This is a genomic window from Acinetobacter sp. XS-4 (assembly GCF_023920705.1).
Lineage (GTDB): Bacteria > Pseudomonadota > Gammaproteobacteria > Pseudomonadales > Moraxellaceae > Acinetobacter.
In genome coordinates this window covers 981,308-1,004,395 of record NZ_CP094657.1, presented here as the reverse complement: position 1 = coordinate 1,004,395, position 23,088 = coordinate 981,308, and the positions used below count along the sequence as shown (strand labels likewise).

Here is a 23,088-nt window from a genome sequence, read left to right as displayed (position 1 = left end):
ATAAATAAAAGAGCTTTTTAGCTCTTTTATTTATTAGAGGCAAAAAAAACGAGCCGAAGCTCGTTTTTTTTGTATTTATTACCAGAAGAAGTTCACACCAACTTTACCAACTGGTAACCATTGGTATTTATCGTCATTCGCGATTTTATTTTCTTCTGCACGTAAGTCTTTATCAAAGTCAGCACCGTTAACATTAACAAATGTACCGTTTGATTTAAGATTTACACTTGGGTTACCTGTGTAATATGCACCAACCTCACCAAATACACCCCAGTTCTTATTGATCTTAGGTGCAAAACCCAAACCTACATAAGGGGCAATATCATTTTTATAACTTAATTTACCATCAACTGAACCATTAAAGTTATAATTATTACCATTTACTTTAATAGTACCGTCTTGTGAACGTTTGCTTAAATCATAATCATTATCAAGGTATGCTGCACCAGCTGCTACATATAAGCCTTGAGCCCAACGGTTAGTACTTGCACCCCAAGGACGAATTTCAGCGTTTAAATAAACGTTGTTATTATCCATATCAACGTCATATTTCGTACCATTTACAGATACGTCATCACGCCAAGAAATATCACCACCATTGTAGCCAAGTGCCAAACCTACATATGGGTTTGCTTGCCACAATAAAGCACCACCGTAACCAGTTGTACCTACCTCAGCACGCACTCCCACAGGAATTAATTGGTTTTTGTCGAATGCGTAGCTGTCATGAACAACGGCTTCATCTGCCATTGCAGCACCAGCAGCGAATAAAGCTGTTGTTGTTACTAAAACACGTAATGCTTTCATAGTTTTCTCCTCAAAAGGCTCTGTTTTTAATTTATTCATCTTGTGACTGAAATCATAATAAAGAGAGCTTAGAGTCTTTTTTATACAAAAAATGGTAGATTTCTGTTATTTTTTGATACAAATTGAGTTAAATTTTTATTTTCAAATCATTTTTGTGTAAAAAACACTTGATTATCTAATAAGCTTAATTTCATTTATCTCATTTATATCCTCGATTAAACGTAACACGTTTTTTCAAAGCTTCTTGTCACAAATTAGTGTAAAATCTTTAAAATTTTTTATGGAAGGAAGATCATGTCTCAGCTTTCTACGATCATTGAGCAAGCATTTGAAGACCGCGCAAATTTTACTGCAGCAGATTGCTCAAGCGAAATCCGCCAAGCTGTTGAAGAAGCAATTGCTGGTTTAGATAACGGTACACTTCGAGTTGCTGAAAAGATCAATGGTGAATGGGTTGTTCACCAATGGTTAAAAAAAGCTGTTTTATTATCATTTAAACTCAATGACAATAAACCAATCGAGTCATGTGATCTTCGTTTCTACGACAAAGTTGAAACTAAATTCTCTGGTTGGACTGAAGAGCAATTTAAAGCAGCAGGTGTTCGTGTTGTTCCTCCTGCTGTAGCACGTCGTGGTAGCTTCCAAGCTAAAAACGTAGTGTTAATGCCTTCTTATGTAAACATTGGTGCTTATGTAGATGAAGGCACAATGGTTGATACATGGGCAACTGTAGGTTCATGTGCTCAAATCGGTAAAAATGTTCACTTGTCTGGTGGCGTAGGTATCGGTGGTGTTTTAGAACCATTACAAGCTAACCCAACCATTATTGAAGACAACTGCTTTATCGGTGCGCGTTCAGAAATCGTTGAAGGTGTTATTGTTGAAGAAGGCTCAGTCATTTCAATGGGCGTTTTCATTGGCCAATCAACTAAAATTTATGACCGCGAAACTGGCGAAATCCATTATGGTCGTGTACCAGCAGGTTCAGTTGTAGTGTCAGGCAGCTTGCCATCTAAATGTGGTACTTACAGCTTATATGCTGCAATTATTGTGAAAAAAGTTGATGCAAAAACACGTGCAAAAACGAGCTTGAACGATTTGTTACGCGCTGACTAATTTCAGTTTGATCAAACATCTCTACGGTCAACACTGATCGTAGAGATTTTATTTTTTATATAGTGTGGTATTTCTAGAATGGCTTCCTTACGTTCCTCTGCAATTCCTGTCTCAGACCCTGCGTCCGGTTTACGCATTACCGAGATTTTTTACTCGTTGCAGGGTGAAGCAAACGCCTCTGGCCTACCGACTGTATTTATTCGTCTAACGGGCTGTCCATTACGTTGTAGCTACTGTGATACCACTTATTCTTTTGAAGGTGGTGAACGTTTTTCACTTGAACATATCATTGAAACAGCTACACAATTTCAAACACCTTATATTTGTGTAACTGGTGGTGAACCACTTGCACAGCCAAACTGTTTGATTTTATTACAACGTCTATGTGAAGCTGGCTTTGACGTTTCTTTAGAAACCAGTGGCGCGCTCGATGTTTCAAAAGTAGATTCGCGTGTTTCTAAAGTTCTTGATTTAAAAACTCCAACTTCTGGTGAGGAACATCGTAATCTCATCAGTAATCTCGATCATTTGACTGCACATGACCAAATTAAATTCGTCATTTGTAACCGCGAAGATTATGAATGGTCAAAGCAGCAAGTTGAAAAATATCAACTGCATAAAAAAGTCAGTACCGTTTGGTTCTCCCCTGCCTTTGCAGTTGAAAAAGGTGCTGTTGGCCTGCCACGTCTAGCACGTGATCTGGCACAGTGGATACTTGATGATAAACTCCTTGTTCGCTTCCAACTTCAGTTACATAAACTGCTTTGGAATGATGAATCAGGTCGTTAATCACTCAATAAAATAAATCATTCCGAATATGGAGAAAAATATGCGCCCTCGTGCCATTGTTTTGCTTTCAGGCGGCTTAGACTCAACCACTTGCCTAGCTTGGGCACAAGCACGCTATGAATGTATTGCTATTAGTTTTATGTATGGTCAACGCTCAACCACTGAACTAGATGCAGCAAAAGCATTAGCTCAACGTGCAGGGGTTGAACATCGTGTAATTAATATCGATTTGGCTAATTTAGGTGGCTCTGCGTTAACAGACCACAACATTGCCGTACCAGAACAGTTACAAGAAGGTATTCCTGTAACTTATGTACCAGCGCGTAACACTATTTTCCTCTCTTATGCTCTAGCAGCAGCTGAAGTATTTAATGCTGAAGCAATTGTTATTGGTATCAATGCTGTTGATTATTCAGGATATCCTGATTGCCGTCCTGAATTTATTGATGCTTTTGCGAATATGGCTCGTTTAGCAACTAAAGCTGGCGTAGAAGGAAAACCACTTAAGTTTGAAACACCCCTGTTACATTTATCCAAAGCGAATATTATACGTTTAGGGATTGAACATGGCGTAGACTATAGTCAAACGGTATCTTGCTACCAAGCAGATGCTCAAGGACGTGCGTGTGGCAAATGTGACAGTTGCCGTTTGCGTAAAGAAGGCTTTATCGAGGCCGGTGTTGCCGACCCAACACGCTATATACCGTAATAAGTAGGTAAAATTTATGAAGTTGTTAAAATCAAATCTTATTCTTTCATCTTTGTTTTCAACAGTTGCTCTTATGGCTGGTACAGCGCATGCTGCCGAAAACCCAGTTCAAGCAGCATATAAAAGCACTAACGTTAAAGGTGCATTAGTTAACGTTTGTAAAGATCAAACAGCTAAAGGTGGTAAACTAAGTTCATCTGAAGTTAGCAAATTCTGTAGCTGCCAAGTTGAAGCACAAGGTAAAGTCACTGAAGCACAAAAATGGGAAATCCAAAGTGCAATCAATGCGAAGAAAAGCCCAAGCTCTCTAGGATTTGTACAACAACAAAACCGTGATCTTAAAGCATGTTTCGGCCCTCAGTTAACAACTAAGCTTGAAAAATTAACTGAAGATGCAATGAAAGCAGCTCAACAACAAGCTCCTAAAAAATAAAATTTTATTATTCCAAATTAAGCCTGCATTTATGCAGGCTTTTTTGTGGCTCTGTTAAAATCGCCTTATCGAACTTGAACGATTCACCTGAAATAAACTATGCAAGAACAATGGAAAACTAACGCAATAAATAAGACCTCTATTGTCTCATTCAGTGGTGGCAAAGACAGCTCCCTTGCACTCTACCATGCAATGCAAACTGGTACAGTTAATGGACTCATTATCATGCTGGAAGAACAAGGTCAGCGCTCTCGTTCACATGCTATGCCACTTGATATTATTCAAGCTCAAGCTGAAGCAATCGGCTTACCAGTATTTATGGCTTCATCAAGCTGGAATGACTATGAAGCTAAATTTATTGAATTACTCATTCAGTCAAAACAACAAGGTGCCGAGGTACTTGTTACAGGTGATCTAGATATGCCTGAACATGGCTGTTGGCATGATCGAATAACTCAACAGGTGGGACTTAAATTAGGAATGCCTCTTTGGCTTCGCCCACATCGTGAAGTTGTTGAAGAATTTATTAATCTTGGTTTCCGTAGTGTGCTTGTGACAGTGAACTTAAAACTAGGAATGACAATTGAAGATTTAGGAAAAACGCTAACCTTAGAATATATAAAAGAACTTGAAAACCGTGGTATTGATCCATGTGGTGAAGGCGGTGAATTTCATACCACTGTAATTGATGGCCCAATTTTTAACAAACCAATTCCTGTAAGAAAGCTCGATATTGTTTATCATGAGGAATATGCTTTTTTACCACTTGAATTAGATCAAATTTAGCTTTTTTGAAGGATGAGAAATGACTGACAATATCCAATTACCAAATCAGGTATTCCCAACAACACAAGGTGAAGTGAACTTGACTGAGGTCGAAAATGAATGGTTAATCATTTACTTTTACCCTAAAGACTCAACTCCAGGATGTACAACACAAGCTGTTGGTTTTTCTTGTTTAAAAGATCAGTTTCAAGCTTTGGGTGCTCGTATTTACGGTGTTTCGCGTGACTCTGTAAAAGCACATCAAAACTTTACTGAAAAGCAAGCGCTTACCATTGATCTGATTAGTGATAAAGAAGAAGTACTGTGTAAACACTTCGACGTGATTAAAGAAAAAAATATGTATGGAAAAAAAGTGATGGGTATCGAACGCTCTACTTTCATTTTCCATAACAAAACTTTAGTTAAAAGCTATCGTAAAGTTAAAGCTGCTGGGCATGCAGAACAAGTTCTAGAAGACTTGAAAGCTCTTCAAACAGCTTAATAACCGTAACAAACAAAAAGCGAGTTTCACACTCGCTTTTTGTTTGCAAAGCATTACCCAACACTTTGACTTTGGCGTATCATAAAAATATTAGAATAATTATTTTAAGGCAATGATATGAGTCTACTCAAAACTTACTCTTTGCTGTCTGCTACTGTTTTTATTGGTGCATGTAGTGCAAATACATTAGCAATATCCACTGACACCACCCCATCCATTGCTCAAATTCAAAAAAACTCCAATGAAATAAGCTGCCAAGATCTACAAAACCCAGCCTACCAACAAGCTGTACTGAACACGATTAATCAAATTCGGCAGCAATCACGCCAATGTGGCCAGCAGTATTTTCCAGCAACCAAACCGCTAAGTTGGAGTAATAATTTATATAAAGGTGCACTCTCTCATAGTGAAGATATGGCAACACATAACTTTCTCGGGCATGTTGGCTCAACAGGTCTGGACTTAAAATCACGTTTGAAGCTTTACAATACACTTGGTAAAGCCAATGGCGAAAATGTCGCGAGTGGCCAAAAAACTTTAGGGCAAGTTATGTCTAAATGGCTAACAAGTCCCTTGCATTGTAGTAATCTAATGAATCCAAAATTCACTACTTACGCAATCGCGTGTGCTTCTGATCAGTCTGTAAAGCAAAAGAGTTATTGGACTCAACAATTTGGTACACGTTAAAAGGAAAAATGATGCAATCAGGTTCAATCACCCCAATTTTAAGAATTTTTGATGTTGATTTAGCTCAATCATTTTATCTTGATTTCTTAGGTTTTCAGCTTGATTGGCAACATCAATTCGAAGATAACTTCCCGTTATATTTACAAATTTCTAAAGATGATTGTGTTATTCATCTATCTGAGCATTTTGGAGATGCAAGCCCACATAGTGCAATTCGTATTTATTGGGAACATATCTATGAGTTGCACAGTGAACTAAGCCAAAAAGATTATAAATTCTCTAAACCTCAGGTTGAAAAAACAGATTGGGAAACTCTAGAACTCAGTATCACCGATCCTTTTTCCAACCGAATTATCTTTTGGGCAGATGCTTAATCAATATACGTTTACTCAAACTCATCGAGATTTGAACGGTCATCCTCTTCAAATCTTTGCTGTAGTTGTTGATAAGTACGTGTTTTTTTAAACTCATCCAAAAATTGAATAGTTCCTACAGGAAAAAATTCCGTTTGGATTTCACCGCGATAATAAGCTTCGCGCATTGGTGTTGCTGAAATTGAATCTTTTAAGCTATCCAGCTCAACCATAATCCATTCAGGGAATAGTCGTAAATAATAAGAAGACTCATCTTTAAAATGCCCAATCAAGCCAACGATTGAATTCGGTTCAATCACGCCGTTCACTAAAGTTTTGACTTGTTTTACCCACTTTTCGTCGTTATAAACATCCATTACATGTACAAAAAGAATGCGCTTTTGTTCTTCCAATGAAAAATTTGACAAGATCATTTGCTCGCGCTCTACTGCTAAGAACGGATTTTTAATATTACGTTCCATTTGAGCAGAGCCTAGCGCCAAAACCACATAGTGGCTTTGTTGTAAGGCAATTTCAATTGTCTGCATATGAGCCAAATGAAATGGTTGAAAACGCCCTATAAAAACGAGATAGTCAAATTTATACATAATTAGATTTTCACTTTTTATGAACTCACCAGTAACGCGCATTACAAAAAATATGCGCCATAATGAGAACCTAAAAATTAACAACGTGGTTTAAAGCAAGGATAGTACGATGACACTTAGCTGTATTCAACAACCTCATCAACATTTAAACGCAAATTTAGAAGGTGGCGTACTCACCTTAGCCATAAATCGCCCAGATGCAAAAAATGCACTCTATGGCGAACTTTATTTATGGATTGCCAAAGCACTGAATGAAGCTGACCTTAATAAAGATGTTCGAGTAGTCGTTCTACGTGGTGTAGAGCAAGATTTTACTGCTGGTAATGACATGAAAGATTTTATGGGTTTTGTACAAAATCCTAACATGGGTCCAGCGGGCGAAGTCCCACCATTTGTTTTACTCAAAGCAGCTGCCAAATTATCAAAACCACTTATTATTGCAGTAAAAGGTGTGGCAATTGGAATTGGCGTTACGATTTTATTACACGCAGATTTAGTTTTTGCTGACAACACGGCCCTATTCCAAATTCCATTTGTAAGTCTTGGTCTTTCTCCAGAAGGTGGTGCAAGTCAATTACTCATTCAACAAGCTGGTTATCACAAAGCAGCCGAGCTTCTACTTACTGCAAAAAAATTCAATGCTGAAACCGCAGTACAAGCTGGCTTAGTTAATGAAGTGGTTGAAGATTCTTACGCATCTGCTCAGGCAACAGCTCAGCATTTAGCAGCCTTACCCCTTGCATCATTGAAGCAGACAAAAGCGCTTATGAAGCATAATTTAGAGCAAATTATTGAATGTATTGATCATGAAGCTGAAATCTTTATGCAGCGCGTTCACTCGCCTGAAATGCTAGAAGCAGTACAAGCATTTATGCAAAAACGTAAATCAGATTTCTCTCAGTTTAATTAAAATCAATTTCTATGATTTGAATAAACTCAAAGGCAGGCTCTTCATAAGGATGGCTTGCCTTTAATGCTTTCGCTACAGCCCTTGCGCTTTCTTCAATCACAATAGTTTCCACACGCCATTCTTCGACTTGTTCGAGTTCACCTAGCTCTCCGATATAAGGATCGGCTCCTTTAACTGGTTTGAACTGCCCTATTCCTTTCACTTGCCATGCACAGTGTTCATAATTACCGATACCACCTGCACCAGCAGAAAAAATAGCTTGTTTAGTCGACTCAAGATGTGACTCAGGTACGTAATAAATCAGCTTTAACATGAGCAAAATGACTCAAGATTTTATAAGTGGGGTTTAAATCATACCGTTTTAAAAGCCCAATAAGCAAAATCAGCTCATCATTAATAAATAATTTACTCCAATAAATAGTATTTGAATGGCAAGTGCTAAACCGAACAATTGCCAGCCCTTATCTTTTTTATAAAACGTTTTTATATGATTTTCATTTTTCATCATTTTGATCTCCGATTTTTTATCGTTGTTACAGAGAAAGCAAAAATTGAACCAACATCAAATAGAGCATAAGGGATTAAATAGTAAGTTGTCTATACTCCGATACGTTTTCAAAAATTCTTAAACAGCCTTATTCATCCATATAAAAGTCAGAGTGTGAAGAAAATTTAAAAATCATAGAACTATCCTCACACTGATATTGTTAAGCACTCAATTTTTTTAAATATCTATTCTCATATATCGTCATAGCAAAAGCCAAACCACACAAAATAGCAAAACCACAGGTCATTGGAATTAATGTACCGTTATATAACTGCCCAATAATAGAAGCAAGAATAAGTGACAATATAGAAGAGGCTGCACCAATAATAGCCGACGCCATTCCAGCGACATGCCCCATCGGTTCCATCGCAATCGCGTTTAAATTGCCAAATAGAGTTCCAAATAATAAAAATAAAATGCAGGCATAAAACATAAACATCCAGAAGGATACAGCCACACCTAAAAGCTGGATTCCCAAGAAAATTAAAGAAATTAAGCACAAGCCTAAAAAGCCATAAATACAGATTGGACGCATACCAAACTTCATAACAATTTTAGAGTTGGTAAATGAGGCGATTCCCATCACACCAGCAAGCACGGCAAAATAAGCACTAAACTCTTGTCCTGTTTTACCAAACTGCTGCATAAAAATTTGCTGGGAAGTTCCCAGATAACCAATAAATCCACCAAAGCAAAAACCGGCACATAAGAGATAGCTCATGGTAGTTTTATTACTCACTACTTCTTTAAAGCCCTCTTGAAATGCTTTTAAACGCATAGGTAAACGATTTTCAGGAAGTAGCGTCTCTTCTAAACGTAAAGCGACCCATGCTCCAACCACTGTGGCATAAACCATATATAAAACAAAAATTTCACGCCAACCAAAGAAATGAATAATGAGCTGCCCTAAACTCGGTGCAACTGCTGGAGCCACCATAAATACCATCATAATTAAAGACATAATACGAGCCATTTGAGCTCCACTGTATTTATCTCTAACAATTGAAATAGAAGCAACGTATGGCCCTGAAACGCCAATACCTTGAATAAAGCGCCCAACTAAAAACCACTCAAAACTTTGTGTGGAAAAACACAATAGACTTCCCAGAAAATAAATAATAATTCCTGTGAATAAAATGCGTTTACGCCCAATAGCATCGGATAGAGGCCCCGCAATGAGCTGTCCAATGGTCATGCCAGAAAAGATACCAATGATGACCCACTGCGACTGGTTATTATTTTTTAATTCAAAAATACGGCCAATCTCACCTAAAGCAGGTAAGACTGCATCTATCGAAAAAGAAACAATCGACATAAGCAATGCCATGAGCAATGCAAATTCACGGAAATGGATTTTTGATTTCATTTTTCTTCTCCACTATCTATTAAAATTGTACTACACATAAATAAGCCACCTTACGGTGGCTTATTTCAATCTTTATATTAACCAATAAACTTACGAGCATTACGGAACATACGTAACCATGCACCGTCTTCAGTCCACTCTTCTGGTTTCCAAGAATGCTGAAGTGCGCGGAAGGTACGCTCTGGATGCGGCATCATAATCGTTGCACGACCATCTTTAGAGGTAACACCAGTAATCGCTTCAGGTGAGCCATTCGGGTTCAATGGATAATGCTGAGTTGGGTTACCTTGGCTATCAACATAACGCAATGCAACTTGATTAGCTGCATTCAAGCTTGCAATGTTAGCTTCACTTGCAACAGCACGACCTTCACCATGTGCAACAGCAATCGGTAAGATTGAACCTTCCATACCATCAAGTAATACAGAAACAGATTTTTCAACACGAACGTTTACGCTACGAGCTTCAAAAACTTCTGACATATTGCGGTGGAAACGAGGCCAGTGTTCAGCACCCGGAATAAGCGGCGCCAATTGTGACAACATTTGGCAACCATTACAGATACCTAAGCTAAAAGTATCTTCACGGTGGAAGAATTGCTCAAACTGATCACGTAATTTAGCATTGAACAATACTGATTTTGCCCAACCACCACCTGCGCCCATAACGTCGCCGTAAGAGAAACCACCACAAGTCACTAAACCTTCGAAATCACTTAGGCTTACACGACCAGCAAGTAAATCGCTCATGTGTACGTCAATCGTATTGAAACCAACTTTGTCGAAAGCTGCTGCCATTTCAATATGACCATTTACACCTTGCTCACGCAAGATTGCCATATTAGGACGGCGTGTATTAATGAACGGTGCTTCAACAGGTTCATTCAAGTCGAATGTTGGTTTAGCAATCAAACCTTGATGCGCATTGTCAGTAATTAATGAAAATTCCTGATCAGCAGTTTCTACGTTATCACGTAGACGTTGGATCTGATGAGATACCTCAGACCAAGCTTGTTGTAATTCAGCACGATCTAAAGTTAAACCATTTACAGATAATTGATCTGAGTTATTTACACGACCAACTACAGCAATTGCATCTTTTAAGCTAGAAGTTGCGATTTCTGCTTGTAAAGCGTCCCAATCAGTTGCTTTGATTTGAAGTACTGCACCAATTTCTTCTGCAAATAAACCTGCAGTAGTCTGGTTTTCTAACGCAACACCTAAACGTGCAGCAAACATCATTTCAGCTACAGAAGCTAATAAACCACCATCACCGATGTCATGGTAAGCCTGAATCAAGCCACGGTTGTTCCAATCTTGGATTAAAGCGAAGAACGCTTTGAAATCATCAAAACTGTCAACATCTGGAGTGATTGAACCAATTGCTTTATATACTTGAGCAAGAATCGAACCACCTAAACGGAACTGACCTTTAGATAAATCAATACGAACAAGTACTGAATCTTCTAAATTTTTAAGTTCAGGTGTTAAGGTCTTACGAACATCAGTTACTGGAGCAAATGCAGTGATTACACCCGTCATTGGAGAAGTTACAGCTTTATCTTCACCGTTGTCATTCCAAGTCGTACGCATTGAAAGTGAGTCTTTACCTACAGGAATCGCAATTCCTAAAGCAGGACACATTTCCATACCAATTGCTTTCACGCCTTCAAACAATGCTTGATCTTCACCTTTTTGACCAGCAGCAGCCATCCAGTTTGCAGAAAGTTTGATATCGCTAATTTGTTCAATGTTTGCACATGCAATATTGGTAATTGCTTCAGCAACTGCCAAACGAGCAGATGCGGCTGGGTTTAACAATGCAACTGGTGGACGTTCACCCATTGCCATTGCTTCACCAGTGAAACCTTGCAAACTTGTTGTTGTTACTGCTGCATCTGCAACAGGAACCTGCCAACGACCAACCATTTGATCACGTGCAACCATACCTGTAATTGAACGGTCACCAATTGTGATCAAGAATGACTTAGACGCAACTGTAGGGTTTTTCAATACGCGGAAAATCGCATCTTTCAAATCAACTTTTGAAGCGTCAAAATCATCGCCACTACGTTCAATAGTTTCATAAGAACGTTGCATGCGTGGCGTACCACCAAGCATCACCTGCATTGGCATATCAACAGCATCATTTTGGAATAATGGATCTTCAACTGTTAAGTGACGTGCTTCAGTTGCTTCACCCAACACAGCAAACGGACAACGTTCACGTGCACAGATTGCTTCGAACTGCTCTAAAGATTCTGGACGAATAGCAAGAACATAACGCTCTTGTGCTTCATTTGACCAGATTTCCATTGGGCTCATACCCGGTTCTAATGAAGGAATCTTACGAAGGTTAAGAACTGCACCTAACTCATGATCATTCACAAGTTCAGGCATAGCATTTGATAAACCACCCGCGCCAACGTCATGTACAGAAACGATTGGGTTGAAGTCTTCTAAACGCCAGCAAGTATCGATTACTTCTTGACAACGGCGCTCCATTTCTGGGTTTTCACGTTGTACAGAAGCGAAATCAAGGCTTTCACCCATTGTACCGCTATCTACAGAAGATGCTGCACCACCACCAAGACCGATTAACATTGCAGGGCCACCCAATACAATGAGTAAATCACCTGGTTGAATCGCATCTTTTTCTACATGGTCAGGACGGATATTACCGTAACCACCAGCGATCATAATTGGCTTGTGGAAGCCTTTCACTTCACCATTTACATTCTGTTCGAAAGTACGGAAATAACCATTTAACGCAGGACGACCGAATTCATTATTGAATGCCGCGCCGCCTAATGGACCTTCAATCATGATTTGTAATGGCGATGCCATACGTGAAGGTTTACCGTAGTTTTCTTCCCAAGGTTGTTCAAAACCTGGAATATTTAAGTTGGAAACTGTGAAACCTGTTAAACCAGCTTTTGGTTTACCACCACGACCTGTTGCACCTTCATCACGGATTTCACCGCCTGAACCAGTTGCAGCACCAGCAAATGGAGAAATTGCTGTTGGGTGGTTATGAGTTTCAACCTTCATTAAAATATGAGCAGCTTGGCTCTTATATTTATAAACAAAGTGACCATTTTCATCCGCTTTCGGATAAAAACGCATCGTGTCATAACCCACAATTACTGAAGCATTATCTTTATATGCAGATAACACATCAGTTGGAGATTCTTTATAAGTGTTTTTAATCATCTGGAACAATGATAATGGTTGTTTTTCACCATCAATTGTCCATTCAGATCCAAAGATTTTATGACGGCAGTGTTCAGAGTTTGCTTGTGCAAACATCATTAACTCGATGTCATTTGGATTACGACCCAGCTTAACGAATGCTTCAGTTAAGTAATCAATTTCTTGTTCAGATAACGCAAAACCAAACTCATTGTTAGCTTTAACCAAAGCTTCTTTGCCTTGACCCAAGATATCAATTGAATTTAATGGTTTTGGAGCAGTTTCTGAAAATAATGCTTTTGCATCATCAATTTGAGCAAAAACTGTTTCTGTCATACGGTCATGAAGTACTTGTTTAACTTCATTCGTAATTTCAGTAACACCTTTTAATGTGAATAAAAGACCACGTTCTAAACGGTGTACTGGTGTATTACAGTTTTTGAAAATATCAGTTGCTTTAGAAGACCAAGGTGAAATAGTACCCACACGTGGTGTAACTAAAATCTGAATCTCATCACTTGCAGATTGACGAAGTTCAAAAGACTCACCGTCATTTAATAATTGCAAAGCAGATTGATGTTGCTGCTCGTTGAGCGCTTGATCAAACAAATAGACCCATTGGCTGTCAAAAGATTGAACAGAACTAATTGACGATAAACGTGTTAATAGTTGAGCTTTCTTAAAAGAAGAATGTGCTGCTGCACCGGCCACGATAAACATGTTGATTTTGGCTCCACGGGCAGGTCTTGTGAACCTTACCGCAATGTGACTTTAGAGAGAGCGCATATTCTACTGCTTCTTGCTAAAATCAGCTAGATGTAGAATCAGTATTCTGTAACCTAATTCTGCAAGAAGTGAGTAGTTTTTTGTTCAAAATCATTTTTTTAGGCATTCTCGTTAAAAATAAATTGTTTCATGTTTATTCAATAACATAATAAAACCTGAACTAAGACAAACTATGTCGCACCAAGCTAGTGCTTTTAACTTTTTTTTGGCATGATCAGGTTTTACAGTTTTGAATAATGATAAATGGAACAAATGCGTTGGTTAGAGCTGCTTTCTGCAGTTCGTTTAGGTAGTAAAAAAAGCAGTACAGAACTGGCTCGTAGCCCATTCCATAAAGATTATGACCGCATTATATTTTCTCAAAGTTTTCGTCAGCTAAACCGTAAGACGCAAGTTCACCCACTTGCACAGCATGATGGCATTCATACCCGTTTAACCCACTCTCTTGAAGTCTCCTGTATTGGCCGCTCAATGGGAATGCTTGCCGCAGAAAAAATAAAAAATGAATTACCCGTTTGGATTTCTCCGGCCGATGTTGGTGCAATTATTCAGGCAGCGTGTCTAGCCCACGACATTGGCAACCCGCCTTTCGGACATGCGGGTGAATATGCGATTCGTGAGTGGTTTGACGATGCTTCACATGATGATTTTTTGAAGAAACTAAGCCCCGAAGAAGAAGCCGATGTTCGCCAGTTTGAAGGTAATGCTCAAGGATTACGATTATTAAGTCGCATTGACTATCATCCAAATGATGGAGGTATGCGCTTAACCTATGCAACCTTAGGGGCTTATTTAAAGTATCCATGGCTTTCAAAAACCATTGCATCGCAAGGTGATCGCCCTTCTCATCAACGAGCAAAGTTTGGTTGTTATCAATCTGAAAAAGAAATTTTAAAACAGATTGCCGAACAGCTCGGACTTATTCAGTTAGGTGAATATCATTATTGCCGTCACCCGCTCACCTATTTGTTAGAAGCTGCGGATGACATTTGCTATGCCTTAATTGACTTAGAAGATGGCATTATCTTAAATATGCTGAGTTACCAAGAAGTTGAGCCAATTTTCTTAAACCTTATTGCCGACTATGGTCAGCCTGAAGAATTGTCACACCCAAATAGCACGTGGCAACAAAAGATTTCGGCATTACGTGGTCGTGTTATGAAACGGCTTGTGGATGAAGTCACCACAGCTTTTGCTAAACATCATTATGAAATCATTACAGGTCAGCTTAAAGGTAACCTTTTACAATATTGCTCACCCGATATTGCAATTGGTATCGAAACAGCCAAAAATCTGGCGCGTGATAAAATTTTTGAGCATCCACAAAAGTCTGGCTTAGAAATTATTGCGCATCAAAGTTTGCAAACAATTTTGGATGCATTTGTACCGCTGACCACACCACATAAATCTTTAAGCTTTAAAGAACAACGTTTAATGTCTATTCTTAGTCTGTATGGTGCTAACTTTAGCAATAATCATTACAGCAATATTATGCAAGTACTCGATATTATCAGTAAGTTCTCAGATCATCAGGCTTATAGCTTGGCGCAAGAGTTGCAAGGTAATAAAATAGGTTTGTTTTAAGCTGGCTTGATATAGAAAGAAATAAAACCAGTGTCGTTTTCAATTAGTGTTAAAACGACCAGATTTACAGTTATGAATAAGTGAAACTAATCTATGATCGGATGTTTAATTGGCGAAGTGTTTGCCCTAGAAGCCCCTACTGTCTTACTAAATGTAAATGGTGTGGGTTATGAAATTGATACGCCACTTTCAACATTTTGCCAATTACAAAAAGGCCAAAAAGTTACGCTATGGACGCATTTGGTTGTCCGTGAAGATGCACAACAGCTCTACGGATTTAGTGATGCTCAAGAGAAAACAATTTTCCGCACTTTATTAAAAGTAAATGGTGTCGGTCCGAAAATGGCTTTAGGTATTTTATCAACGTTAAGTGTTGAGTTACTGGTGCACACAATTGAACATGACGACATCAATACGTTAGTAAAAGTTCCGGGCGTTGGCAAAAAAACAGCTGAACGTTTAATGATTGAGCTTCGTGACCGTTTCAAAACATTAGCTCAAGGAACTTCTACTTCAGCTACCCTGCCTCAAATTCAGTTTGCTGCAAACTCACCTGTGGCAGAAGCAGAAGCTGCTTTGCAATCTTTAGGTTATAAGCCACTTGAAGCACAAAAAGCTGTTGCTGCGGTTAAAGCCGATTACACAGAATCAGCCGATATTATTCGTGCTGCTCTTAAATCAATGATGAAGTAAAACAATTATGCAAGACCGTCTAATCAGTGGAGCGGAAAAGCCTGAAGATCATTTTGATCGGGCTATTCGACCAACTTCTCTTGCCGACTACATCGGACAACCTGTAGTACGCGAGCAAATGGAAATTTTCATTGGCGCAGCTCGCGGTCGTGGTGAAGCACTTGATCACACGCTGATTTTTGGTCCACCGGGCTTGGGTAAAACCACCCTTGCCAATATTATTGCGCGTGAAATGGGCGGTAATCTTAAATCTACTTCGGGGCCAGTTTTGGAGCGTGCGGGTGACTTAGCTGCAATGCTTACCAACCTTGAAGAAGGCGACGTCTTGTTCATTGATGAAATTCACCGCCTTTCTCCAGTGATTGAAGAAATTCTTTATCCAGCGATGGAAGACTACCAATTAGATATCATGATTGGTGAAGGCCCTGCTGCTCGTTCAATCAAACTCGATTTACCCCCTTTTACACTTGTTGCGGCTACAACACGCGCGGGTTTGCTCACCTCTCCTCTACGTGACCGTTTTGGTATTGTGCAACGTCTTGAGTTTTACTCTGTAGAAGACCTCACTCACATTGTGTCACGCTCTGCAAACTTGATGAATGTGCCCATCACAGTTGAGGGCGCAGAAGAAGTTGCACGCCGTGCCCGTGGAACACCTCGTATTGCCAATCGTTTATTACGTCGTGTGCGAGACTATGCACAAGTGAAAGGCACAGGCGAAGTGACCCATGAAATGGCTCAACGTGCCCTTGATATGCTCAATGTTGATAAAGCAGGTTTAGACACCCTAGACCGACGTTATTTGAGCATGCTGTTAGAGCGTTTTGATGGTGGCCCTGCTGGAGTTGAAGCGCTAGCAGCAGCAATGGCTGAAGATAGCGGCACACTTGAAGATGTGATTGAACCGTATTTAATTCAACAAGGTTATGTCATGCGGACTGCTCGAGGCCGCATTGCAACCAATCAGTCTTATTTACAGTTTGGCCTGACACCACCTGAGCCTAAAAACTAATCAAAGGAAGAGAGTTTTCTCTTCCTTTTTTAATTTAACTATTCTTTTTTTATTCAAATAATAATTGCCTTATCAATAGATTAGCCACTCAATACTTTTTAAGTCTTTCTTTATACCTTATTGATTTTTTAATATTTTAAAAAACTGAATTATAAGAAACCTAGATATTAAATCTTATGAACAATAATATTTTTAGGATAAGGACATGTATAAGAAAGCCGCTTTATTTTTGCCACTCGCCTTAATGAGTCAACTAAGTTTAGCAGATTGGGTTAACGATGCTGCTCAACAAAATGAAAATCAGGTCATTCAGCTAAGACAAAACATTCACCAACATCCTGAACTAGGCAATATGGAGTTTAAAACGTCTGCCCTTGTTCAAAGAGAGTTGAAGTCTTATGGCATTCAAGTCAAAACAGGTTATGCGAAAACAGGTGTAATTGGCATATTAAAAGGTAATAAACCCGGCCCTATCATTGCACTTCGCGCCGATATGGACGCTTTACCCATGGAGGAAAAAAGCGGTGTTCCATTTGCCAGTAAACAAAAAGCAATTTATCAAGGTAAGGAAACTTATGTGATGCATGCTTGTGGACATGATGCACACACTGCAATGCTATTAGGTGCAGCAAAAATTTTAGCTGCGAATAAAGATAAAATATCGGGCACAGTTATTTTTGTTTTCCAACCGGCTGAAGAAGGCAGTGCAGATATAGATAACTTTACCCATGGTGATCAAATCGGTTCACGAAAAATGATCGCAGATGGTGCTTTTAAAGACTATAAACCAGAAGTCATTTTTGGAATGCATGTCATGGCAGGCATGGAAAGTGGGCACCTTTACTATAAAGACGGTGCTATTTTAAATAGTGCAGATCACTTACGTATTCAGGTCAATGGTAAGCAGGTTCATGGTTCGACGCCGTGGTTAGGTAAAGATCCAATTTATGCATCTGCACTCATGATTAATAATTTGCAAAGTCTGATTAGCCGAAGAACAGATCTAACCCAAGGTATGGGTGTAATCAGTATTGGTAATATTCAAGGGGGTACTGCAGGAAATGTAATTCCCGAACAGGTCAATATGATCGGTACGATTCGCTCTAATAACGAAGAAATAAGAAATAATATCTTAAAAAGTTTACCAGTCATGATAGAGCATAATGCTCAAGCCAATGATGTAACTGCTAAAGTTGAAATTGCACCTTATGCACCAGTAACCATGAATGATAAAAACCTTACTCAACTTATTCAGCCAACATTAGCGAAAGTTGCAGGAGCTTCAAGACTGCATGTGCTTGAGCACAATGCAAGTGCTAGTGAGGATTTTGCCTATTATGGCAAACTGATGCCTTCCTTCTTTGTCTTCTTGGGAGCTACACCAGAGAATCAAGACTTAAGTCAGGCTGCACCGAATCATAATCCTTATTTTATTGTGGATGACAAAGCTTTAAAAACAGGGACTGAGTTACATGTAAGATTCGTATTAGATTATCCGAATATGTCAAAACAAGTTCAAATGACATGGAAACCGTTATAATTTAAAAGCATGCTAGCCATGAGATGTAGCATTTTTCGATCAAAAATACAGCAATCGCAATTGAAAGGTTGTGCCATAGGACTTAGTATGCAATCTGCTAAACTGCCCCGTATTTAAAGCATATACGTGGCTTCGAATAAAATTGATGTTTTATTCAGCAGTCATATTTTAGATACAAAGCTCTATAGTGAACTAAAACGGAATCCTCTCATGGCGAATCATTTTGAATTCAACATTCGTGTTTATATTGAAGATACGGACGCAGGCGGTATTGTTTACCATGCCAACCACATTCGCTATATGGAACGTACCCGTACTGAATGGCTCCGTGCTTCTGGCGTTGATCATTACTGGCATCAAAAAGACTACAACTTTGTCGTACACAAAATTGACGTAAAATACATGCGTCCTATTTTAATGGATGATTTAATTACTGTTACAGCACGTGTAGTTTCATGTAAAGCTGCGTCATTTGTGTTGCAACAAAATATTTATCGTGGTGAAATCTTGCTTGCTTCTGGCGAGGTTGAGTTGGCATGTTTAAGCAAAGAACTTGTAGCTCGTCGTCTTCCAGAAGAAATACGTGATCTTATTCGTAAAGAATTGGAACAAGACTAAAAAAACAACCGGCATATGTAACTATGGCAACAAACATTGAATCAACCCTGCATATTTCTGACCTTATTTTACAGGCAAGTCCAGTCGTTCAGTTGGTCATGCTAATTTTATTGTTAGCATCAATCTTTAGTTGGTATCTGATTGCCAAGTTACATATGAGTTATAAAAAAGCACATCAAGAAGATGAACATTTCCAGAAAATGTTCTGGTCAGGTGCTGAACTCAATACGCTTTACAACAATGCTCAGCTCAACTCAAAACGCTCAGGTCTCGAAGATATTTTTTATCAAGGATTGAGTGAGTTTTTTAAGCTTAAAAAACGTCATGCCCCTGTTTCACAAACAATTGAAGGGACTGAACGTATTTTACGTGTAGGTCTGAGTCGTGATCAGAGCCACTTAGAATACGGCTTAGGTACTTTAGCAAGTATTGGCTCTGTAGCTCCTTACATCGGTCTATTCGGTACCGTTTGGGGGATTATGAATGCATTTATCGGTTTAGCTGCTGTTGATCAAGTCACTTTGGCAACTGTTGCACCTGGTATTGCCGAAGCACTTATTGCAACCGCAATTGGTTTATTTGCTGCAATTCCTGCTGTATTGGCTTTTAACCACTTCACTTCTAAAAGTGAAAGTGTTTACTCTGATCGTGCTTTATTTGCTGAAGAGATGATTGCCTTATTGCAACGTCAGTCTGTGGGTTCATCACAGGAAGATGCATAATGGCAATTCAGCGTTCAGGGCGCTTTGAGCGCATAAAAAAACCACTAAAAAGTGATATGAACGTCGTACCCTATATTGACGTTATGCTCGTACTTTTGGTTATTTTCATGGTGACTGCTCCCATGATTACTAGTGGGATTAAAGTCGATTTACCTCAAGCAAATAATCATCCAATCGAATCAAAAGATATGCCAGCCATGGTCACGATTGGTAAAGATGGCAATATTTATCTTCAGTATGAAGATTACAAAGATAGTGAACCATTGTCTCGTGAAAAACTTGAAGAAGTTTTAAGCGATGCACAAAAACAAGCTGAACAAGAAAATAAACAACTCACAGTTTTAGTCAATGGTGATAAGTCTCGTCCTTATGGAGAAGTCGTATCATTGATGGCAAGTTTACAAGAAGCAGGTTTAACTCAAGTTGGCCTTCTGACAGAGCCTTTAAAATAAGCTATGAATAAAAATCAAAAGCCACACTTTAAACAAAATGCGATTGCATTGAGCTTTACACTAGGAGTTCATGCAATTGCCATTGTTGGCTTGCTTTTTTTAGGCTTGAGTAAACCACCTGAACAGCCAAAAAAGCTAACAACTATTTTAGTTAAGCCAGAAGATTTACCGCCTCCGTTAGCCAAAGAAGTTGAACAAGAAACTACAGCTACCAATGAAGCAAAAGAGGTGTTAACGCCTATTGTGGATGAAACGCTTCCTGAAAATCTTCCGGCTACGCCCCCTCCTCCAACAGCTCAACAACTTGCTGCTCAAAAGCAAAAAGTGGAACAGGCACAGCAAGCAAAATTAGCTGAACAAAAACGTAAAGCTGAAGAAGCTGCAAAAGCTAAACAAGCAGCAGAACAGCAACGTATAGAGGAAATACAAAAGCAGCAAGCTGAAGCTAAACGCCAGAATGAGGCTAAAACAAAATCCGAAGCCGAACAAAAACGTAAGGCTGAACAAAGTGCAAAAGCTGAAGCAGATGCTAAGGCAAGACAAAAAGTTGCTGAAGAAGCTAAGCAAAAAGCAGAGACCGATGCAAAGCTAAAACGTGAGGCTCAAAAAGCCGAAAACGCTAAACTTCGAGCACAGCAAGAAGCTAAACAAAAAGCTGAAGCAGATGCTAAAGCGAAACAGCAAAAAGCTAATGATGACGCTAAACGTAAAGCTGAAGCAGACGCTAAAGCGAAGCAGCAAAAAGCTAATGACGATGCTAAGCGTAAAGCTGAAGCTGACTCAAAAGCTAAACAGCAAAAAGCTAATGACGATGCTAAACGTAAAGCTGAAGCAGACGCTAAAGCTAAACAGCAAAAAGTTAATGACGACGCTAAACGTAAAGCTGAAGCAGACGCTAAAGCTAAGCAGCAAAAAGCCAATGACGATGCTAAACGCAAAGCTGAAGCAGACGCTAAAGCTAAACAGCAAAAAGCTGACGACGCTAAACGCAAAGCTGAGGCTGATGCAAAAGCTAAACAACAAAAGGCTAATGAAGATGCTAAGCGTAAAGCTGAAGCTGACTCAAAAGCCAAGCAACAAAAAGCTGAGGCTGACGCTAAAGCTAAACAGCAAAAAGCTGCTGATGATGCTAAACGTAAAGCTGAAGCAGAGGCCGAAGCAAAAGCTGCATCTGCTCAAAAAGCTCAAGAAGAAGCAGCTCAGAAGAAAGCCGAAGCTAAAAAAATTGCGTCTTCAGCTAGACGTGATTTTGAGCAAAAAATTCGACGCTCTTGGGATGTCCCGACTGGCAGTAGTGGTAAAACAGTTGGTGTTCGTTTTACCCTTTCAGACTCAGGTAGCGTTAATTCTATTGTGATCACACGTTCAAGCGGAGATGATGCTTTAGATGCAAGTATTAAGGCCGCAATTCAAGCATCTGCACCATATCCTATGCCATCAGACCCTGATGCAAGACGCGAAGCAAGAAGTGTTAACTCTACATTTAGAGCGCAATAATTTTGAAAGAGTTACATGCTTTAAATAGTTTAAGGCATGTAACTATGCTACAAAATCAACAGTCACAAAAATATCTGCTATGACTTTAAACTTATGAATACGAGCCGCAAACACCTGCTATCTTTAGCATTGATCACCGCCTTAAGCCCTATTGCTTCTACAACTGCTTTTGCCCAGTTATATCTGGAAATTGCTAAAGCACCAGATCAGGCACCAAAAATTGCTATTGTCCCATTTAACAATGACAATGGGCTTTCTCCTATTGTTGAAACTGACTTAAACCGTTCTGGACGTTTTACAAGCTCATCTAAAAATTTGCCAGCCAATGCTGCAATCAATCAAATTCAAGCTTCTGACTGGCAAACTGCTGGAATTCCGTATGTAGTTACTGGACAAATTAAACAAACAGCTACAGGTTTTGAAGTTCATTATCAACTTTATGATGTACAAAAGCAGCAATACATTTTAAATGAACTTTTAAATGTTCCTGCTTCACGCATACGCCAAGCTGGTCATATGGTGAGTGATGCTATTTATCAGGCACTTACTGGCATTCCAGGTGACTTTAGCGGCCGTATTGCATATGTACTCAGAAATCCAGCAACTCCTGCAGAGCGTTATACTCTACAAATTGCAGATACCGATGGTGAACAGCCAAAAACTGTTTTGTCATCTCGTGACCCAATTCTTTCTCCGGCATGGACACCAGATGCCAAGAAAATTGCTTATGTTTCTTTTGAAACCAAACGTCCAGCAATTTATCTGCAAGATTTATCAACTGGCACACGTGAAGTACTCACTAGCTTTAAAGGCTTAAATGGCGCACCGAGTTTTTCACCTGATGGTCAATCAATGCTATTTACAGCATCCATGAATGGCAATCCAGAAATCTATCAAATGGATTTATCAACTCGCCAAGTCAAACGTATGACAAACGACTCGGCAATTGATACAGAAGCACGTTATACACCAGATGGAAAATCGTTTATTTTCACTTCTGACCGTGGTGGTTCAGCCCAAATCTATCGTTATACCTTTGCTGATGGTTCAGTAAAACGTCTAACGTTTAAAGGTTCATTTAATGCACGCGGAACTTTGAGTGCAGATGGCAAAAAAATTGCTCTTGTTCATCGTCCAAGTGGCAGCAGTTATAAAGTTGCAATTCAGGACATTAATACTGGTATCACCAATATTCTTACTCCAACCAGTTTAGATGAATCACCAAGTTTCTCACCGAATGGGCAAATGGTGGTCTACGCGACTCGTGAAGGCAGCCGTGGCCTGTTATCTATCATGTCTACTGATGGACGTTTCCGTATGAATTTACCAAGTGAACAAGGTGAAGTACGTGAACCAGCTTGGGCACCAAAATAACTTTTAATTCCATTGATGGAGAAGATC

The 23,088-nt window shown here is 39.3% G+C and carries 24 protein-coding genes; 18 read left to right on the top strand and 6 right to left on the bottom strand.

Annotated elements, in window-relative coordinates; translation table 11 throughout:
* Nucleotides 1–78: 78 nt before the first annotated feature.
* Nucleotides 79–807 carry an ornithine uptake porin CarO type 4 gene (carO, locus tag MMY79_RS04670; RefSeq protein WP_016137361.1) on the bottom strand — a complete coding sequence of 243 codons (729 nt, stop codon included), beginning with the start codon at nt 805–807 and terminating at the stop codon, nt 79–81.
* Between the two features lie 294 nt (nt 808–1,101).
* Here carO and dapD point away from each other — a divergent pair, with 294 nt between their 5' ends.
* The 8 genes from dapD (at nt 1,102) to MMY79_RS04630 (ending at nt 6,182) form a co-directional block, all read left to right on the top strand.
* Nucleotides 1,102–1,923 (top strand): 2,3,4,5-tetrahydropyridine-2,6-dicarboxylate N-succinyltransferase, encoded by an 822-nt coding sequence (dapD, locus tag MMY79_RS04665; protein WP_004699931.1) that lies wholly within the window; start codon nt 1,102–1,104, stop codon nt 1,921–1,923.
* Nucleotides 1,924–2,001: 78 nt separating this feature from the next.
* Nucleotides 2,002–2,712 carry a 7-carboxy-7-deazaguanine synthase QueE gene (gene queE, locus MMY79_RS04660; protein ID WP_016137359.1) on the top strand — a complete coding sequence of 237 codons (711 nt, stop codon included), beginning with the start codon at nt 2,002–2,004 and terminating at the stop codon, nt 2,710–2,712.
* A 40-nt stretch (nt 2,713–2,752) separates the two neighbouring features.
* Nucleotides 2,753–3,421 (top strand): 7-cyano-7-deazaguanine synthase QueC, encoded by a 669-nt coding sequence (gene queC, locus MMY79_RS04655; protein WP_004790702.1) that lies wholly within the window; start codon nt 2,753–2,755, stop codon nt 3,419–3,421.
* A 16-nt stretch (nt 3,422–3,437) separates the two neighbouring features.
* On the top strand, nt 3,438–3,854 hold the full coding sequence (locus MMY79_RS04650; RefSeq protein WP_017387866.1) for a hypothetical protein: 417 nt from the start codon (nt 3,438–3,440) through the stop codon (nt 3,852–3,854).
* 99 nt (nt 3,855–3,953) lie between these two features.
* A complete protein-coding gene (locus tag MMY79_RS04645; protein WP_252612308.1) occupies nt 3,954–4,640 on the top strand; it encodes a diphthine--ammonia ligase in 687 nt (228 codons plus the stop codon).
* 19 nt (nt 4,641–4,659) lie between these two features.
* Nucleotides 4,660–5,121: a peroxiredoxin gene (locus MMY79_RS04640; protein WP_252612307.1), complete on the top strand. Its 462-nt coding sequence runs from the start codon at nt 4,660–4,662 to the stop codon at nt 5,119–5,121.
* A 117-nt stretch (nt 5,122–5,238) separates the two neighbouring features.
* Nucleotides 5,239–5,808, top strand: coding sequence for a CAP domain-containing protein (locus MMY79_RS04635; protein WP_252612306.1), 570 nt, complete (start codon nt 5,239–5,241; stop codon nt 5,806–5,808).
* Between the two features lie 11 nt (nt 5,809–5,819).
* Nucleotides 5,820–6,182 carry a glyoxalase superfamily protein gene (locus tag MMY79_RS04630; protein WP_174732154.1) on the top strand — a complete coding sequence of 121 codons (363 nt, stop codon included), beginning with the start codon at nt 5,820–5,822 and terminating at the stop codon, nt 6,180–6,182.
* 11 nt (nt 6,183–6,193) lie between these two features.
* Here the strand turns inward: MMY79_RS04630 and MMY79_RS04625 are convergent, their stop codons facing one another.
* Nucleotides 6,194–6,769: a nicotinate-nicotinamide nucleotide adenylyltransferase gene (locus MMY79_RS04625; protein WP_252612305.1), complete on the bottom strand. Its 576-nt coding sequence runs from the start codon at nt 6,767–6,769 to the stop codon at nt 6,194–6,196.
* 109 nt (nt 6,770–6,878) lie between these two features.
* On the opposite strand from MMY79_RS04625, the gene MMY79_RS04620 reads away from it, so the two are divergent.
* Entirely contained in the window at nt 6,879–7,679 is an 801-nt protein-coding gene (locus MMY79_RS04620) for an enoyl-CoA hydratase-related protein (RefSeq protein WP_252612303.1), read from the top strand.
* Here MMY79_RS04620 and MMY79_RS04615 read toward each other — a convergent pair.
* From MMY79_RS04615 to purL, 4 genes are all read right to left on the bottom strand, one after another.
* Nucleotides 7,672–7,992 (bottom strand): hypothetical protein, encoded by a 321-nt coding sequence (locus tag MMY79_RS04615; RefSeq protein WP_016137350.1) that lies wholly within the window; start codon nt 7,990–7,992, stop codon nt 7,672–7,674. The two genes, MMY79_RS04620 and MMY79_RS04615, sit on opposite strands and share 8 nt — an antisense overlap.
* Nucleotides 7,993–8,061: 69 nt before the next feature.
* The gene (locus MMY79_RS04610) at nt 8,062–8,187 is read right to left on the bottom strand and encodes a KGW motif small protein (protein ID WP_252510131.1); all 126 of its coding nucleotides are present in this window, start codon (nt 8,185–8,187) and stop codon (nt 8,062–8,064) included.
* Between the two features lie 199 nt (nt 8,188–8,386).
* Nucleotides 8,387–9,592: a multidrug effflux MFS transporter gene (locus MMY79_RS04605; RefSeq protein WP_252612302.1), complete on the bottom strand. Its 1,206-nt coding sequence runs from the start codon at nt 9,590–9,592 to the stop codon at nt 8,387–8,389.
* Nucleotides 9,593–9,669: 77 nt separating this feature from the next.
* Nucleotides 9,670–13,503, bottom strand: a complete 3,834-nt coding sequence (gene purL / locus MMY79_RS04600) for a phosphoribosylformylglycinamidine synthase (protein ID WP_252612301.1) — start codon at nt 13,501–13,503, stop codon at nt 9,670–9,672.
* A 309-nt stretch (nt 13,504–13,812) separates the two neighbouring features.
* Here purL and MMY79_RS04595 point away from each other — a divergent pair, with 309 nt between their 5' ends.
* From MMY79_RS04595 to tolB, 9 genes are all read left to right on the top strand, one after another.
* Nucleotides 13,813–15,153, top strand: coding sequence for a deoxyguanosinetriphosphate triphosphohydrolase (locus tag MMY79_RS04595; protein ID WP_252612300.1), 1,341 nt, complete (start codon nt 13,813–13,815; stop codon nt 15,151–15,153).
* A 93-nt stretch (nt 15,154–15,246) separates the two neighbouring features.
* The gene (gene ruvA / locus MMY79_RS04590; RefSeq protein ID WP_016137345.1) at nt 15,247–15,846 is read left to right on the top strand and encodes a Holliday junction branch migration protein RuvA; all 600 of its coding nucleotides are present in this window, start codon (nt 15,247–15,249) and stop codon (nt 15,844–15,846) included.
* 7 nt (nt 15,847–15,853) lie between these two features.
* On the top strand, nt 15,854–16,858 hold the full coding sequence (gene ruvB, locus MMY79_RS04585; protein ID WP_198079571.1) for a Holliday junction branch migration DNA helicase RuvB: 1,005 nt from the start codon (nt 15,854–15,856) through the stop codon (nt 16,856–16,858).
* Nucleotides 16,859–17,063: 205 nt separating this feature from the next.
* Complete coding sequence (locus tag MMY79_RS04580) at nt 17,064–18,398, top strand: M20 family metallopeptidase (protein ID WP_252612299.1); 1,335 nt, start codon at nt 17,064–17,066, stop codon at nt 18,396–18,398.
* Nucleotides 18,399–18,608: 210 nt separating this feature from the next.
* Nucleotides 18,609–19,016 (top strand): tol-pal system-associated acyl-CoA thioesterase, encoded by a 408-nt coding sequence (gene ybgC, locus MMY79_RS04575; RefSeq protein WP_004699892.1) that lies wholly within the window; start codon nt 18,609–18,611, stop codon nt 19,014–19,016.
* Nucleotides 19,017–19,039: 23 nt separating this feature from the next.
* A complete protein-coding gene (tolQ, locus tag MMY79_RS04570; protein WP_252612298.1) occupies nt 19,040–19,738 on the top strand; it encodes a protein TolQ in 699 nt (232 codons plus the stop codon).
* Complete coding sequence (tolR, locus tag MMY79_RS04565; protein WP_003650231.1) at nt 19,738–20,190, top strand: protein TolR; 453 nt, start codon at nt 19,738–19,740, stop codon at nt 20,188–20,190. The genes tolQ and tolR overlap by 1 nt, the downstream gene beginning before the upstream one ends.
* A 3-nt stretch (nt 20,191–20,193) precedes the next feature.
* Complete coding sequence (gene tolA / locus MMY79_RS04560; protein WP_252612297.1) at nt 20,194–21,687, top strand: cell envelope integrity protein TolA; 1,494 nt, start codon at nt 20,194–20,196, stop codon at nt 21,685–21,687.
* Between the two features lie 93 nt (nt 21,688–21,780).
* Nucleotides 21,781–23,061, top strand: coding sequence for a Tol-Pal system beta propeller repeat protein TolB (tolB, locus tag MMY79_RS04555; protein WP_252612296.1), 1,281 nt, complete (start codon nt 21,781–21,783; stop codon nt 23,059–23,061).
* Nucleotides 23,062–23,088 lie beyond the last annotated feature (27 nt).

Bases quoted from the DNA above. Each gene is read 5' to 3' on its own strand.
- MMY79_RS04630 (WP_174732154.1), top strand. From the start codon at position 5,820: ATGCAATCAGGTTCAATCACCCCAATTTTAAGAATTTTTGATGTTGAT.
- MMY79_RS04645 (WP_252612308.1), top strand. From the start codon at position 3,954: ATGCAAGAACAATGGAAAACTAACGCAATAAATAAGACCTCTATTGTC.
- purL (WP_252612301.1), bottom strand. From the start codon at position 13,503: ATGTTTATCGTGGCCGGTGCAGCAGCACATTCTTCTTTTAAGAAAGCT.
- tolA (WP_252612297.1), top strand. From the start codon at position 20,194: ATGAATAAAAATCAAAAGCCACACTTTAAACAAAATGCGATTGCATTG.
- MMY79_RS04595 (WP_252612300.1), top strand. From the start codon at position 13,813: ATGGAACAAATGCGTTGGTTAGAGCTGCTTTCTGCAGTTCGTTTAGGT.
- dapD (WP_004699931.1), top strand. From the start codon at position 1,102: ATGTCTCAGCTTTCTACGATCATTGAGCAAGCATTTGAAGACCGCGCA.
- MMY79_RS04640 (WP_252612307.1), top strand. From the start codon at position 4,660: ATGACTGACAATATCCAATTACCAAATCAGGTATTCCCAACAACACAA.
- queC (WP_004790702.1), top strand. From the start codon at position 2,753: ATGCGCCCTCGTGCCATTGTTTTGCTTTCAGGCGGCTTAGACTCAACC.
- MMY79_RS04635 (WP_252612306.1), top strand. From the start codon at position 5,239: ATGAGTCTACTCAAAACTTACTCTTTGCTGTCTGCTACTGTTTTTATT.
- MMY79_RS04650 (WP_017387866.1), top strand. From the start codon at position 3,438: ATGAAGTTGTTAAAATCAAATCTTATTCTTTCATCTTTGTTTTCAACA.
- ybgC (WP_004699892.1), top strand. From the start codon at position 18,609: ATGGCGAATCATTTTGAATTCAACATTCGTGTTTATATTGAAGATACG.
- MMY79_RS04580 (WP_252612299.1), top strand. From the start codon at position 17,064: ATGTATAAGAAAGCCGCTTTATTTTTGCCACTCGCCTTAATGAGTCAA.
- MMY79_RS04605 (WP_252612302.1), bottom strand. From the start codon at position 9,592: ATGAAATCAAAAATCCATTTCCGTGAATTTGCATTGCTCATGGCATTG.
- MMY79_RS04610 (WP_252510131.1), bottom strand. From the start codon at position 8,187: ATGATGAAAAATGAAAATCATATAAAAACGTTTTATAAAAAAGATAAG.
- ruvA (WP_016137345.1), top strand. From the start codon at position 15,247: ATGATCGGATGTTTAATTGGCGAAGTGTTTGCCCTAGAAGCCCCTACT.
- queE (WP_016137359.1), top strand. From the start codon at position 2,002: ATGGCTTCCTTACGTTCCTCTGCAATTCCTGTCTCAGACCCTGCGTCC.
- carO (WP_016137361.1), bottom strand. From the start codon at position 807: ATGAAAGCATTACGTGTTTTAGTAACAACAACAGCTTTATTCGCTGCT.
- tolR (WP_003650231.1), top strand. From the start codon at position 19,738: ATGGCAATTCAGCGTTCAGGGCGCTTTGAGCGCATAAAAAAACCACTA.
- tolQ (WP_252612298.1), top strand. From the start codon at position 19,040: ATGGCAACAAACATTGAATCAACCCTGCATATTTCTGACCTTATTTTA.
- MMY79_RS04625 (WP_252612305.1), bottom strand. From the start codon at position 6,769: ATGTATAAATTTGACTATCTCGTTTTTATAGGGCGTTTTCAACCATTT.
- MMY79_RS04620 (WP_252612303.1), top strand. From the start codon at position 6,879: ATGACACTTAGCTGTATTCAACAACCTCATCAACATTTAAACGCAAAT.
- tolB (WP_252612296.1), top strand. From the start codon at position 21,781: ATGAATACGAGCCGCAAACACCTGCTATCTTTAGCATTGATCACCGCC.
- ruvB (WP_198079571.1), top strand. From the start codon at position 15,854: ATGCAAGACCGTCTAATCAGTGGAGCGGAAAAGCCTGAAGATCATTTT.
- MMY79_RS04615 (WP_016137350.1), bottom strand. From the start codon at position 7,992: ATGTTAAAGCTGATTTATTACGTACCTGAGTCACATCTTGAGTCGACT.